Source organism: Pseudarthrobacter sp. As-47 (assembly GCF_058215595.1).
The window spans coordinates 4,269,300-4,284,958 of sequence record NZ_CM177088.1 but is presented as its reverse complement, the minus strand read 5'-3'; the positions used below and the strand labels follow the sequence as shown (position 1 = coordinate 4,284,958).

Below are 15,659 nucleotides of genomic sequence, written 5' to 3'. Positions count from 1 at the left end.
CCCTACTCAAACCACGGAATAGAAGCTAGGCTTGCATGCAGCACGTGAACGTTCACGTAAATACCAGACTCCCCGAAGCAAGGAAGCCCATGTCTGTCGAAACACCGTCCGCGCCGGCGGGCAGCAGCCCGCACACCGCTCCCGGCCCAGCCGGCCGGAGCCTGGAGCTTGGCGCCGCGGATATCCAGGATCTCGAATCCCTTGAGCCGGGCCGGGGCGCGCTGCCTGCGCGCGCTTACCTGCACAGCGACGCCCCTCGGCTGTCGCTGAACGGCGAGTGGCAGTTCCGGCTCAGCCCCGGAATTCGGGCAGCGCCCGATGATGGCTGGCAGCTGGGTGCGGCGCTGAACGGGTTCGAGAACCTGCCGGTGCCGTCCAGTTGGCCCATGCACGGACATGGCTCACCGGCCTACACGAACGTCCAGTTCCCCTTTGCGGTGGAACCGCCGCACGTTCAGGAGGCCAACCCCATCGGCGACCATCTGGTGGTTTTTGAGGCCGGACCCGAGTTCTTTCCGCAGGCCCTGCTGCGGTTCGACGGCATCGAGTCCGCCGGAACAGTCTGGCTGAACGGAGTGGAACTCGGAACCACCCGTGGAAGCAGGCTCGCCCACGAATTCGACGTATCAGGGATCCTGGTGCAGGGGGAAAACACCCTGGCTGTCCGCGTCGCCCAGTTCTCGGCCGCCAGCTACGTCGAGGACCAGGACATGTGGTGGCTCCCCGGCATTTTCCGGGACGTCACATTGCAGGCCAGGCCCGATGCCGGCATTGACGATGTCTTCGTCCACTCCGGCTACGACCACATCACAGGCGAAGGCATCCTCAAGGTGGAGGTGACCCGGGGCGGACAGGCGACTGACGCCGTCGTCCGCGTTCCGGAACTGGGCCTTGACCTGCCCGCCGGCACCGAGGTGCGCGTCCCCGCCGTCGAACCCTGGTCCGCGGAGGTGCCGCGCCTCTACGAGGCGGCCGTCAGCGCCGCCGGTGAGTCCGTGGCACTGCAGATCGGCTTCCGCAGCATCGCCATCGAGGACGCTCAGTTCAAGGTCAACGGGCGGCGGATCCTGCTGCGCGGCGTCAACCGCCACGAGCACCATCCACGCCTTGGCCGGGTGGTTCCCCGCGATGCGGTGGAGGCGGAGCTGCGGCTCATGAAGCAGCACAACATCAACGCAATCCGGACGTCGCACTACCCGCCCCATCCGGAGTTCCTTGCCCTGGCTGACCAGCTTGGCTTCTACGTTGTGCTCGAATGCGACCTGGAAACGCACGGTTTTGAGAGCGCCGGCTGGGCCCAGAACCCCAGTGATGACCCCCAGTGGGAAGCGGCACTTGTAGACCGCATGCGACGCACGGTTGAGCGCGACAAGAACCATCCGGCGGTGATTATGTGGTCGCTTGGCAACGAGGCCGGCACGGGAAGGAACCTCGCGGCCATGTCGCGGTGGACCAAAGACCGGGATCCGTCCCGCCCTGTCCACTACGAAGGAGACTGGTCCTCGGCGCACGTTGACGTCTACTCGCGGATGTACGCAAGCCATGCCGAGACGGCCCTGATCGGGCAGGGAATCGAGCCTGCCCTGGACGACCCCGCCTTGGACGCCCGGCGCCGGGCCATGCCCTTTGTCCTCTGCGAATATGTCCATGCCATGGGTAACGGCCCTGGTGGAATGAGCGAGTACCAGGATCTTTTCGAGAAGTACCCGCGCCTGATGGGAGGCTTCGTGTGGGAGTGGCTGGAGCATGGCATCACGGTGCCGACCGCCGATGGTGTTGAGCATTACGGCTACGGCGGCGACTTCGGTGAGGAAGTTCACGACGGCAACTTTGTCACCGACGGGCTTGTTGATGCTGACCGCAGGCCCCGGCCCGGGCTGCTGGACTTCAAGAAGGTGATAGAGCCGCTACGCATCGACGTCGCCCGCGACTGGACCGGCTTCACCCTCCGCAACGGCCAGGACTTCGCGGACACCTCCGCGTTCAGCTTCCGCTACGAAGTAGAGGCCGACGGCGGCGCGCTCGACGGCGGGACGGTGGACGTTGCGCCCGTTGCGCCTCAGTCCGAAACAGTTGTGGAGCTGCCTGGCAGCGTCGCGGCTTTCGCCGCAGGGCTGTCCGACGGCAGGCCCGCAGTGCTCACCGTTCGTGCGGTCCTCGGCGCTGATTCGGCCTGGGCGGATGCGGGACACGAGGTGGCGTGGGGGCAGGCGGTTCGGGAGCCGGCCGCTCCCGTTTCGCCGGCGCCTGTTGAACCCGTCCAGGTGCAGGACAGCGAACTCACGCTCGGGCCGGTTGTCTTCAGCAGAGCCACCGGCATGCCTACCTCGATTGGCGGTGTCCCGGTGGAGAAGCTGGGACTGACCCTGTGGTGGGCTCCTACCGATAACGATCTTGGCCGGGAATGGGGCGGCGCCGACGAGCGGCCGCTGGCCACTCAGTGGAAGGATGCCGGACTCGACCGGCTCCACACCCGGCTGCTGGGCATCTCGGCGGGCCCCGGGCAGGACGGAGGAGAATGCCTGACTGTCCGCACGCGCGTGAGCGCAGCCGACAAACAGTACGGCGTGCTTGTGGACTACACCTGGAGCAGCGACGGGGAAACAGTGGGGCTCCGGACCCAGGTGCGGCGTGATGGCACATGGGTCAACCGCGGCTTTGAGGTCGAATGGGCGCGGATAGGGCTGGAATTTGTCCTGTGTGAGGAGACGGATTCGGTGAGCTGGTTCGGCCAGGGCCCCCACCAGAGCTACCCGGACACCGGGCAGGGGACGCGGGCAGGCTGGTTTTCCCTGCCCCTGGCGGAAATGGATGTGGAGTACGTGCGGCCGCAGGAATGCGGTGCCCGGTCAGGCTCACGGGCCGCTGCACTGCACCTTGGCGGCCGGACGCTTGAGATCTGCGGTGATCCCTTTGCCCTGACAGTGAGGCCCTACAGCCAGGATGTGTTGGACGCAGCGGCCCACCGCCCGGACCTGAAGGCCGACGACCGTACCTACCTGTACGTGGACCACGCGCTGCGGGGGGTGGGGACGGCCGCCTGCGGCCCCGGTGTGCTGGAGCAATACCGCCTCACGCCGCGGGACGCCGACTTTTCGCTGACCCTGAAAGTGCGCAGCTGAGGAGCGCACAACATGTGAGCCAGTCCATACCGCGAAGTGATGGCGCGTAGGCCGGCCAGGATACGCCGTGTGCCCCCAAAAACCCCTACATTGCGAGGTTTTTGGGGGCATGCTGCTCTCCTGCCGCCGGATTTGCGGACCGGCTTGGGGACGTGTATTGTTTTCTGAGTCGCCGCCGCTGAAGCGGAAAAATAGCGGCCAAACTCCCTTACAAACAGCCTGAAAATGGTTCGCCTGCTGGCGCGCCGGATGCGGGTGGGGCCGGTTGAGAGCAGCGTGAATCGCGAAAATGCCGATTTGCAAAGCTCCTCGAAACCGGGTAAGTTTGAGAAGTTGCTCCGGAGCGATCCACGGTGTTTGTTTGCTGGTGGTGGTGCCGGGTGTGTCTGTTGTTTGAGAACTCAATAGTGTGCCAAGTTTGTTGATACCAATTGTTTTAGTGATTGGTTGAATTGACTGGATCGTCCGCCCCTGTGGGTGGTCTGGTTTTTACAGCTGGTTTCAAATTTTGTGCAGCCTTTTTGTCCCGTTTTCCCGGGGCTGGGGGTTGTGTCTGTTTTACTTCAACGGAGAGTTTGATCCTGGCTCAGGATGAACGCTGGCGGCGTGCTTAACACATGCAAGTCGAACGATGATGGGAGCTTGCTCCTGGATTAGTGGCGAACGGGTGAGTAACACGTGAGTAACCTGCCCTTAACTCTGGGATAAGCCTGGGAAACTGGGTCTAATACCGGATATGACTCCTCATCGCATGGTGGGGGGTGGAAAGCTTTTTGTGGTTTTGGATGGACTCGCGGCCTATCAGCTTGTTGGTGAGGTAATGGCTTACCAAGGCGACGACGGGTAGCCGGCCTGAGAGGGTGACCGGCCACACTGGGACTGAGACACGGCCCAGACTCCTACGGGAGGCAGCAGTGGGGAATATTGCACAATGGGCGCAAGCCTGATGCAGCGACGCCGCGTGAGGGATGACGGCCTTCGGGTTGTAAACCTCTTTCAGTAGGGAAGAAGCGAAAGTGACGGTACCTGCAGAAGAAGCGCCGGCTAACTACGTGCCAGCAGCCGCGGTAATACGTAGGGCGCAAGCGTTATCCGGAATTATTGGGCGTAAAGAGCTCGTAGGCGGTTTGTCGCGTCTGCCGTGAAAGTCCGGGGCTCAACTCCGGATCTGCGGTGGGTACGGGCAGACTAGAGTGATGTAGGGGAGACTGGAATTCCTGGTGTAGCGGTGAAATGCGCAGATATCAGGAGGAACACCGATGGCGAAGGCAGGTCTCTGGGCATTAACTGACGCTGAGGAGCGAAAGCATGGGGAGCGAACAGGATTAGATACCCTGGTAGTCCATGCCGTAAACGTTGGGCACTAGGTGTGGGGGACATTCCACGTTTTCCGCGCCGTAGCTAACGCATTAAGTGCCCCGCCTGGGGAGTACGGCCGCAAGGCTAAAACTCAAAGGAATTGACGGGGGCCCGCACAAGCGGCGGAGCATGCGGATTAATTCGATGCAACGCGAAGAACCTTACCAAGGCTTGACATGAACCGGTAATACCTGGAGACAGGTGCCCCGCTTGCGGTCGGTTTACAGGTGGTGCATGGTTGTCGTCAGCTCGTGTCGTGAGATGTTGGGTTAAGTCCCGCAACGAGCGCAACCCTCGTTCTATGTTGCCAGCACGTGATGGTGGGGACTCATAGGAGACTGCCGGGGTCAACTCGGAGGAAGGTGGGGACGACGTCAAATCATCATGCCCCTTATGTCTTGGGCTTCACGCATGCTACAATGGCCGGTACAAAGGGTTGCGATACTGTGAGGTGGAGCTAATCCCAAAAAGCCGGTCTCAGTTCGGATTGGGGTCTGCAACTCGACCCCATGAAGTCGGAGTCGCTAGTAATCGCAGATCAGCAACGCTGCGGTGAATACGTTCCCGGGCCTTGTACACACCGCCCGTCAAGTCACGAAAGTTGGTAACACCCGAAGCCGGTGGCCTAACCCCTTGTGGGAGGGAGCTGTCGAAGGTGGGACTGGCGATTGGGACTAAGTCGTAACAAGGTAGCCGTACCGGAAGGTGCGGCTGGATCACCTCCTTTCTAAGGAGCACCTACAGATTGTTCGTGCCGTGTATGCGGTGCGGGGGTTTGTCAGGAGTACAGCCCGTTGCGCAGACGATTGTTCTGCGGCGGGTGCTCAAGGGTGGAATATCAGCGAATAGCGGCTGCCGGTCTTTTCCGGTGCTTAGTACGGTTCCTTCCTTTGTGGGGGTTCCTGGAAGGGTGCTGGTGTGGGATGGGTGGTTTAGTGTTTGGCACACTGTTGGGTCCTGAGGCAACAGGGCCGTGATGTCTTGCCCCTTCTTTGTTGTGGGGGTGGGGGTTGCGGGTTTGTGTGTTTCTGGTTTCCTGGCTGCAGCGATCATGCATGTTTGTGTGTGTGGGGTGTGTGGTACGGGGTTGTTGTTTGAGAACTACATAGTGGACGCGAGCATCTTTTATAAGAAGCAATTTCCAAGAATATGAACCTGGATCTGGCTGCGCGTGATGGTGTCATCCTTTTGGGGGTGGTGTTGTTGGGTGTGGTTGGTTTCTGTGGTTCTCTCGAAAATTAGCGTTTTTGATCTTTTGTGGTCAAGTTTTTAAGAGCACACGGTGGATGCCTTGGCATTAGGAGCCGAAGAAGGACGTAGGAATCTGCGATAAGCCTGGGGGAGTCGATAACCGGACTGTGATCCCAGGGTGTCCGAATGGGGAAACCCCGCCAGGGGCGCGAGTTGCCTGGTGACCCGCATCTGAACACATAGGGTGCGTGGAGGGAACGCGGGGAAGTGAAACATCTCAGTACCCGCAGGAAGAGAAAACAATAGTGATTCCGTTAGTAGTGGCGAGCGAACGCGGATCAGGCTAAACCGTTCCATGTGTGATAGCCGGCGGGCGTTGCATGGTCGGGGTTGTGGGACTTTCCGTACTGTCTCTGCCGGGGCAGTGGGGTGTGATGTGCAGGCATAGGTGAACGGTCTTGAAAGGCCGGCCAGAGAGGGTGTTAGCCCCGTAACCGTAATGTTGTGTACCGCCCGGATGAGTATCCCAAGTAGTACGGGGCCCGAGAAATCCCGTGCGAATCTGTCAGGACCACCTGATAAGCCTAAATACTCCCTAATGACCGATAGCGGACCAGTACCGTGAGGGAAAGGTGAAAAGTACCCCGGGAGGGGAGTGAAACAGTACCTGAAACCGTGTGCTTACAATCCGTCGGAGCCAGTCTGATTCTGGTGACGGCGTGCCTTTTGAAGAATGAGCCTGCGAGTTAGTGTTACGTCGCGAGGTTAACCCGTGTGGGGCAGCCGTAGCGAAAGCGAGTCTGAATAGGGCGTTGCAGTGGCGTGATCTAGACCCGAAGCGAAGTGATCTACCCATGGCCAGGTTGAAGCGACGGTAAGACGTCGTGGAGGACCGAACCCACTTCAGTTGAAAATGGAGGGGATGAGCTGTGGGTAGGGGTGAAAGGCCAATCAAACTTCGTGATAGCTGGTTCTCCCCGAAATGCATTTAGGTGCAGCGTTGCGTGTTTCTTGCTGGAGGTAGAGCTACTGGATGGCTAATGGGCCCTACAAGGTTACTGACGTCAGCCAAACTCCGAATGCCGGTAAGTGAGAGCGCAGCAGTGAGACTGTGGGGGATAAGCTTCATAGTCGAGAGGGAAACAGCCCAGACCACCAACTAAGGCCCCTAAGCGTGTGCTAAGTGGGAAAGGATGTGGAGTTGCGAAGACAACCAGGAGGTTGGCTTAGAAGCAGCCATCCTTAAAAGAGTGCGTAATAGCTCACTGGTCAAGTGATTCCGCGCCGACAATGTAGCGGGGCTCAAGTACACCGCCGAAGTTGTGGCATTCAGATATTAGCTAAGCCCTTGTGGTTCAGGCGTCTGGATGGGTAGGGGAGCGTCGTGTGGGCGGTGAAGTCGCGGTGTAAACCAGCGGTGGAGCCTACACGAGTGAGAATGCAGGCATGAGTAGCGAAAGACGGGTGAGAAACCCGTCCGCCGAATGATCAAGGGTTCCAGGGTCAAGCTAATCTGCCCTGGGTAAGTCGGGACCTAAGGCGAGGCCGACAGGCGTAGTCGATGGACAACGGGTTGATATTCCCGTACCGGCGAAAAACCGCCCATGCTGAACAGGGGATACTAACTGCCCGAGACCTGCCCGATCGCCCTTGTGGTGTGAGGGTTTTGGTGGAGCGCAGGACCTGATCCTGGGAGGCAAGCGTATTAACAGGTGTGACGCAGGAAGGTAGCCAAGCCGGGCGATGGTTGTCCCGGTCTAAGGATGTAGGGCGAACGGTAGGCAAATCCGCTGTTCATGATGCCTGAGATCTGATGGGACCCCCGTTTGGGGGGATTTGGTGATCCTATGCTGCCGAGAAAAGCATCGACGCGAGGTTTTAGCCGCCCGTACCCCAAACCGACACAGGTGATCAGGTAGAGAATACTAAGGCGATCGAGAGAATTATGGTTAAGGAACTCGGCAAAATGCCCCCGTAACTTCGGGAGAAGGGGGGCCCCAACCTTGATACACCCTTGCGGTGTGGAGGGGATCGGGGCCGCAGAGACCAGGGGGAAGCGACTGTTTACTAAAAACACAGGTCCGTGCGAAGTCGCAAGACGATGTATACGGACTGACTCCTGCCCGGTGCTGGAAGGTTAAGAGGACCGGTTAGCCGCAAGGCGAAGCTGAGAATTTAAGCCCCAGTAAACGGCGGTGGTAACTATAACCATCCTAAGGTAGCGAAATTCCTTGTCGGGTAAGTTCCGACCTGCACGAATGGAGTAACGACTTCCCCGCTGTCTCAACCATAAACTCGGCGAAATTGCAGTACGAGTAAAGATGCTCGTTACGCGCAGCAGGACGGAAAGACCCCGAGACCTTTACTATAGTTTGGTATTGGTGTTCGGAGTGGCTTGTGTAGGATAGGTGGGAGACGTTGAAGCCCGGACGCCAGTTCGGGTGGAGTCATCGTTGAAATACCACTCTGGTCACTTTGGACATCTAACTTCGGCCCGTAATCCGGGTCAGGGACAGTGCCTGATGGGTAGTTTAACTGGGGCGGTTGCCTCCTAAAAAGTAACGGAGGCGCCCAAAGGTTCCCTCAGCCTGGTTGGCAATCAGGTGTCGAGTGTAAGTGCACAAGGGAGCTTGACTGTGAGAGAGACATCTCGAGCAGGGACGAAAGTCGGGACTAGTGATCCGGCGGTACATTGTGGAATGGCCGTCGCTCAACGGATAAAAGGTACCTCGGGGATAACAGGCTGATCTTGCCCAAGAGTCCATATCGACGGCATGGTTTGGCACCTCGATGTCGGCTCGTCGCATCCTGGGGCTGGAGTAGGTCCCAAGGGTTGGGCTGTTCGCCCATTAAAGCGGTACGCGAGCTGGGTTTAGAACGTCGTGAGACAGTTCGGTCCCTATCCGCTGCGCGCGCAGGAAATTTGAGAAGGGCTGTCCTTAGTACGAGAGGACCGGGACGGACGAACCTCTGGTGTGTCAGTTGTACTGCCAAGTGCACCGCTGATTAGCTACGTTCGGATGGGATAACCGCTGAAAGCATCTAAGCGGGAAGCTCGCTTCAAGATGAGATTTCCATACACCTTGTGTGTGAGAGGCCCCCAGCCAGACCACTGGGTTGATAGGCCGGATGTGGAAGCGAGGACTAACGACTCGTGAAGCTGACCGGTACTAATAGGCCGATAACTTACACCACACACCCTTTTCGTGAACGGATTCAAAAGACGTTCACACCAGGAGAGGGTAAAAAGAAAAAACAAGACTGCTTGCGTCCACTATGTGGTTCCCAACCAACAAACCCGCCACGGGCACGTTGCGACAGGAACACAACTGAATAACAACACCACAATGTTGTAACCACAAAGATTTCCCACCCCCGGCATCAGACCCGGGCGGACGGGTACAAGGGTTACGGCGGTCATAGCGTGGGGGAAACGCCCGGTCCCATTCCGAACCCGGAAGCTAAGACCCACAGCGCCGATGGTACTGCACCCGGGAGGGTGTGGGAGAGTAGGTCACCGCCGGACACACATTAAAAGGGTCGAGGCCCCAACCACCACGGTTGGGGCCTCCCACATTTAAACCCCCACCACACAAACTGGCCCGGCACCGCTCACAGCCACCACCAGGGCGCCCCCCATCCAGGCCCCCGGCACACCCCACATCAAGTGAGAGAGCATCCCGGGAAACCGGCTCTTCGTGGTTGATGGTGAAACAGGTTCCGTGTCTTGAAAGCTGAAGGGCTCGTAGCCCTGCTGTGATGGATGTTCTCTACGCATTCATCAAGTCAGGAGCTACGAGCCTTGATCGAGCCTACTTCGCCGCGCCCCGATGCTGCCACCGCGATTTTCAACCTGCCCGACTACCGCGTCACCGATACTGATGTCCTTGCCTTCGGGCAGCGGCGGATCCGTGTTGTGGCCACCGCCGAGGCCGGCTGCCCGTCCTGCGGCGTGATCAGCACCCGCGTGCATTCCCGCCGGCCACAGCGGCTGCGTGACATCCCCGTCGCCGGACCGGTCGAAGTGGTCTGGGCCAAGCGGAGATTCTTCTGCGATGAGTACCTGTGCCCGCGCCGGACGTTCACCGAGGAAACAACCCAGGTCCCGCGCCGGGCACGGTCCACCCGCCGGCTCCGGGACGCCCTCGTGTCCGCCGTGATCGGATCCGGCAGGGCCGCCGCCGAGGCCGCAACCTCGTTCGGCGTCTCGTGGTGGCTGGTCCAGCGGGCTCTGGATTCCGCTGCGCTGACGCTGCCCGATGTCGATGCCTTGGCACCGCGGATGCTCGGCATTGATGAGCACCGCTACCGGTCCGTGCGGTTCTTCCGCGATCCGGCCACCAAGCACCATCGTCGATTTGGACACCGGACAGGTCCTGGGCATCGTGGATGGCCGCGACAGTGAGGGTGTCGGGGACTGGCTGTTCGCCCGTCCGCTGCAGTGGCGCCTGGGCGTGCAGGTCGTTGCCATCGACCCGTCAGCGGCGTTCCGGAAAGCATTGCGGATGTGGCTGCCACGCACCGCTGTCTCGGTCGACGCGTTCCACCTGGTCAAGCTCGGTAACGACATGCTTACCGAAGTCCGGCAGCGCCTCACCCAGCAGGTCCATGGTCGGCGGGGGCGCTCCATTGATCCGGTCTGGGCCAACCGGAGGTTGCTCCTGCGCGGCGGGGACACGCTCTCGGACCGGGCACGGGACAGGCTCAGCACCGTGTTCGCAACCGACGATGCCACCGGGAAATTGCAGGCAGCGTGGCTTGTCAAAGAGCAGCTCCGGGCCCTGCTAGCCACTGGCTCTCTTGCGGACGCGGCCGCCGCGAAAGACCGGTTGCAGGTCCTGGTTGAGCGAGCCGCGCAGCCGGAGACGAGCCGCCTCTGGCGCACGGTCTGCAGGTGGTGGAAAGAGATCGAAGTCCTCGTAGTCACTGGTGCGACAACCGCGAAAGTGGAAGCCAACAACACCGCGATAAAGCACATCAAAAGGACTGGCCGGGGATTCACAAACGCGCGCAACTACAAAACGCGTATCCTTTTGCGCAGTGCCGCCAGAACAGCGGCATGAACATCCCTCACGGCAGAACGTTCACCACGAACCGTGAAGAGCCGGGAAACCCCACATCGAGTGAGCGAGCGTCCCGGGAAACCCCGCATCGAGTGAGAGAGCGTCCCAGGGGAGAAGCCGGGGGAGAGGTCCAAGGGCGTCCGCTGGTGGCTGAATCCGGGGCAGAAAACCTCTAAAACGCGGTGATTAACCTCAAAAAGTGGCGGAAACACGCGGAATTTGCGGAACCCGGGGGCCCAAGCTGGTAAGTTTTCGAACAGTGGCTTGTGCGCATGCCGCGTTCAGGCTCCAGAATCATGACCGTCCAGGAGGACATAAATGGCTAAGAACCGTAGTGAACTTGTTGCAGAGGTAGCAGGCAAGGCCGGCACCAGCCAGGCAGCCGTCAACTCCGTCCTCGACGCACTGTTCGAGGTTTTCGAGACTTCTGTCGCCGCGGGCGAGAAGATCACCATCCCGGGCTGGCTCGCCGTCGAGCGCACCGACCGTGCAGCACGTACCGGCCGCAACCCGCAGACCGGCGAGACCATCCAGATCGCGGCAGGCCACAGCGTCAAGCTGACCGCCGGCTCCAAGCTGAAGGCTGCAGTCTCCAACAAGAAGTAAGCTTCTTCCTTCCCGGCACGTAGCCGGCGCAGGAAAAGGAGCGGCAACCACCCGGTTGCCGCTCCTTTTGCTTTTAAGGCCGATTCGCTGGCCGGGCAGGCGTAGCGGACAATGGAATGGTGTCTTCTGCCGCAAAACCACGTTCCACCCACCCCCAGTCCGTTTCCGTCAAGGGAGCGCGGGGCAACGGTGCGCCAGGCCAAGACAGCAGGTCCCTGGGGATCCCCCGCGGATGGCAGCTGGCCGGACTGGCTGCCCTTTTCCTGGGCCTTGCAGCGGCGCTGTTTTTCTCCGGTGCGGCAGGCGCCCGGGCCGTGTCTGACCCTGGAGCGTTGGTCCGCTGGGGCCTCCCTGTCAGCAAGGCCATCCACAACGTCTCGTTGGCGACTGTCATCGGCGGCCTGATCTTCGCCGTCGGCATCCTCCCCCACAGTGCCGGGCCCCGCAGCCGGGCCAAGGAGGCTGCCGGCGGTGAAGCGCCGGAGCATCCCGCCTTCAGCCGCGCGCTGGCCGTGGCGTCGGCGGCAGGTGCCGCGTGGACGCTGTCCGCCATCGCCGTCCTGGTGCTGACCTACTCGGACGTGGCGGGGCAGGGACTCTCCGGTGACCCGGAGTTCACGCAGGCACTGGTCTTCTTCATGACGGACATCGAGACGGGGCGGGCCTGGCTGGCCGTCACCATCATCGCGGCCATTGTGACGACGGCGCTGTTCGGGGTGAGGTCCCTTGGAGGACTTGCGCTGACGCTGGTCCTGGCCCTGGTGGGGCTGGTCCCCACCGCCCTGATTGGCCATTCCTCGAGCTCCGCCGACCATGAAGGCGCCATCAACTCGCTGGGCCTGCACCTGGTGGGTGTCAGCACCTGGGTGGGCGGCATCATCATGCTGGCCCTGCTGTCCGGAATCCTGACGGGCCCCAAAGCCGCAGCGTCCGCCGACATCACGGAACCCACGCTCCGCCGGTTCTCCTCGCTCGCGGGCTTCGCGTTCGTGCTGGTGCTCGCCTCGGGCATCATCAACGCGAGCATCAGGATCACCAACTGGGCAGACCTCTTTGGTTCTCCTTACGGCCAGCTGATCCTGGCCAAATCAGCGGCCACCCTTGTCCTGGGCGGAATCGGGTTCATGCACCGGCAGTGGGTGATCCCGCAGCTGGGCCGCAAGGGCTCCACAATGTCTTCACGACGCGTGCTCTGGCAGCTGGTCCTGGCGGAATTCCTGGTGATGGGCGCAACGTCCGGCGTCGCCGTCGCCCTGGGCCGTTCCGCCCCACCGGAGCCCACCACCTTCGCCCCTGACGCCTCGCCGGCCTTCATCCTCACGGGCTACGAACTTCCCCCTGAACTGACACCGGAGCGGTGGCTCACCGAGTGGCGCCTGGACTGGCTCTGGATCGCCGCGGCGCTGTTCGGGCTTGTGGCGTATTTCCTGGGCGTGGCCAAGGTCCACCGGCGCGGGGACACGTGGCAGTGGTTCCGTTCCGTGAACTGGGTCATCGGCCTCCTGGTCCTGACCTACATCACGTCCGGCCCGCCGTCGGTCTATGGCCGCATACTGTTCTCGGCACACATGGTGGACCATATGGCACTGACCATGGTGGCGCCCATCTTCCTGGTCCTGGGTGCGCCGGTGACGCTCGCCCTGCGGGCCCTGCCGGCCCGGGGTGACGGCTCCAGGGGCGCCCGGGAATGGCTGCTGGTGTTCATCCACTCGAAGTTCTCCCAGCTGGTCACCCACCCGCTCTTTGCGGCAGCCAACTTTGCCGGCTCCATTGTGCTTTTCTACTACTCGGACCTGTTCGGCTTCGCCATGCGGGAGCACGTGGGCCACGAGCTGATGATTGTCCACTTCCTGCTCACCGGGTACATCTTTGTGCTGACCATGATCGGCACCGATCCGCTGCCGCGCCGGGCGCCGTACCCCATGCGGCTCCTGCTGCTCCTGGCCACCATGGGCTTCCACGCCTTCTTCGGCGTCGCCATCATGGGCGGGACCAACCTCCTTGCCGCGGACTACTTTGGGAACCTGGGCAGGGAGTGGGGCCCCTCGGCCCTCCTGGACCAGCAGAAGGGCGGCGCCGTGGCCTGGGGCATCGGCGAGGTCCCCACGCTGCTGGTGGCGCTCGGCGTCGCCATCATGTGGTCCCGGTCTGACCAGCGGGAGACCAAACGCGTGGACAGGGCCGCGGACAGGAATAACGACGCCGATCTCACCGCTTACAACGATATGTTTGCCAAATTGGCCGAACGCGACGCCAGGCTGGCTGAACGCAACAAGCTGGAAGGACGCTGATGAGCGAAACCGTACGCACGCATGCCCGGGTCCGGGCCTCCGAACTGGTGGGCCGCAACTGGTTGAACACCGGCGGCAAAACCCTTGACCTTGAGGCCCTGCGCGGCAAGATCGTGCTGCTGGATTTCTGGACCTTCTGCTGCATCAATTGCCTGCATGTCCTGGACGAACTCCGGCCGCTGGAGGAACAGTACTCCGACGTCCTGGTCACGGTGGGCGTCCACTCGCCCAAGTTCGAGCACGAGGCCGATCCGGTGGCGCTGGCCGCCGCCGTTGAGCGCTACGAGATCCACCACCCGGTCCTGGACGATCCCGAGCTGGAGACCTGGAGGGCCTACACTGCCCGCGCCTGGCCCACCCTGGTGGTCATCGACCCCGAGGGCTACATCGTTGCTCACCTGTCCGGTGAAGGCCATGCGGACGGCCTGGCGGTGCTGATTCCCGAGCTCATCGCACAACATGAGGCCAAGGGGACGCTGCACCGCGGCTCCGGCCCGTACGTGGCCCCGGAGCCCACCTCCGGCACCCTGCGCTTCCCGGGCAAGGCACTGTTCCTTCCGCCGGGCCGCGGTTCCACCGCCGTGAATGGAACGTCCGACGACGGCGCAGCGGCAGGTGCCGCAGGAAACGGTGCTGCCGGCAAGGGTTCGTGGCTGGTCACCGACACGGGACACCACCGGCTGGTGGAGCTCGGCACGGACTTCCATACCGTCCTGGGCACCTTTGGTTCCGGGGCGAGGGGTCACGCGGACGGCCCCGCCGCCGGGGATTCCGCCGTGGCACAGTTCAACGAGCCCCAAGGCCTGGTCCTGCTGCCGGAAGACGTGGCAGCCAAGGCCGGGTACGACGTCGTGATTGCCGACTCCGTCAACCACCGGCTCCGTGGACTGTCCCTTGCGGACGGCAAGGCCTCCACCCTTGCCGGCAGCGGCGTCCAGCGGCTGCTGGAGGCCGGACCGGCACGCGTGGACGAGGATGCAGCCGGATTCACCGGCCAGCTCGGCGGGCACCCGCTGGACGTGGCACTGAGCTCGCCGTGGGATGTTGTCTGGTCGCGCAAGCTCAACGCCGTGGTCGTCGCCATGGCCGGTGTGCACCAGATCTTCAGTTTTGACCCCCTCACCGGGGCGGTGGCCATCGTGGCCGGCAACGGCCTGGAGGGCCTGCTGGACGGTCCGGCCCACGAGGCCTGGTTCGCCCAGCCCTCCGGCCTGGCCGAAGACGCCGAGGGCAACATCTGGGTAGCAGACTCCGAAACGTCCGCCCTCCGCAAGCTGGCAATTGACGACGACGGCACGGTCACCGTGGAGTCCGCCATCGGCAAGGGGCTGTTCGACTTCGGCTTCCGGGACGGCGCGGCCGCCGAGGCGCGCCTCCAGCATCCCTTGGGCGTGACCGTCCTGCCGGACGGCTCGGTGGCGGTGGCCGACACCTACAATGGCGCCGTGCGGCGGTACGACCCCGCCTCCGGCGTAGTGTCCACCCTGGCGCGCGGCCTCCTGGAGCCGTCCGACGTGATTGTGGACCACACGCACTCGGCCGGGTCGGAGCCGCTGCTGGTGGTGGTGGAGGCGAACAAGCACCAGGTGGTGTTCGTGCCCATCCCCAAGGAAGCCCAGCAGGTGGATGAGGGCGCAGTCCAGACGCACCGGCCCAAGAGCCCCGTGGCGCCGGGTCCCCTGGAACTGACGGTCCGCTTCACCGCCCCCACCGGGCAGAAGCTGGATGACCGCTGGGGCGATCCCACCCAGCTGAAGATCTCCTCCACGCCGCCGGAGCTGCTGGCCTCCGGCGGCGGAACCTCGGTGGGGCTGCTCCGCACCCTGGAGCTTTCACCGGACGTGCCGGAGGGGATCCTGCACATCACTGCACGGGCCGCCGCCTGCGATGGCCCCGAGACCGAGGACGGCGAGATCCCGGACCACGCCGCCTGCCACCTCTACCAGCAGGACTGGGGCATCCCCGTGGTCCTGCAGGGCGACGGCGACACCGAGCTCGTGCTGGACCTGCGCGGCATGGACTGACGC

At 62.4% G+C, this 15,659-nt stretch carries 4 protein-coding genes, 3 rRNA genes and 1 pseudogene; all 8 read left to right on the top strand.

The genetic code is table 11. From position 1 onward, the window contains the following. The first annotated feature begins 89 nt into the window (after positions 1-89). The 8 genes and pseudogenes from AC4BCK_RS19820 to AC4BCK_RS19785 all read left to right on the top strand — a co-directional run bounded on the left by AC4BCK_RS19820 (position 90) and on the right by AC4BCK_RS19785 (position 15,656). The gene (locus AC4BCK_RS19820) at positions 90-3,122 is read left to right on the top strand and encodes a glycoside hydrolase family 2 TIM barrel-domain containing protein (protein ID WP_490566384.1); all 3,033 of its coding nucleotides are present in this window, start codon (positions 90-92) and stop codon (positions 3,120-3,122) included. A 563-nt stretch (positions 3,123-3,685) separates the two neighbouring features. Continuing rightward, positions 3,686-5,208, top strand: a 16S ribosomal RNA gene (locus AC4BCK_RS19815). Positions 5,209-5,740: 532 nt separating this feature from the next. After that, positions 5,741-8,867, top strand: a 23S ribosomal RNA gene (locus AC4BCK_RS19810). A 214-nt stretch (positions 8,868-9,081) separates the two neighbouring features. Beyond that, positions 9,082-9,198, top strand: a 5S ribosomal RNA gene (gene rrf / locus AC4BCK_RS19805). Together the 16S, 23S and 5S rRNA genes form the textbook arrangement of a ribosomal RNA operon. A 276-nt stretch (positions 9,199-9,474) precedes the next feature. Continuing rightward, positions 9,475-10,735 (top strand): annotated as a pseudogene (locus AC4BCK_RS19800) (ISL3 family transposase). Positions 10,736-11,053: 318 nt separating this feature from the next. Beyond that, on the top strand, positions 11,054-11,341 hold the full coding sequence (locus AC4BCK_RS19795; RefSeq protein ID WP_009358243.1) for an HU family DNA-binding protein: 288 nt from the start codon (positions 11,054-11,056) through the stop codon (positions 11,339-11,341). Between the two features lie 116 nt (positions 11,342-11,457). Next, the gene (locus AC4BCK_RS19790) at positions 11,458-13,632 is read left to right on the top strand and encodes a bifunctional copper resistance protein CopD/cytochrome c oxidase assembly protein (RefSeq protein ID WP_174176062.1); all 2,175 of its coding nucleotides are present in this window, start codon (positions 11,458-11,460) and stop codon (positions 13,630-13,632) included. Further along, positions 13,632-15,656 (top strand): NHL domain-containing thioredoxin family protein, encoded by a 2,025-nt coding sequence (locus AC4BCK_RS19785; RefSeq protein ID WP_490566383.1) that lies wholly within the window; start codon positions 13,632-13,634, stop codon positions 15,654-15,656. The genes AC4BCK_RS19790 and AC4BCK_RS19785 overlap by 1 nt, the downstream gene beginning before the upstream one ends. The last annotated feature ends 3 nt before the right edge of the window (positions 15,657-15,659 follow it).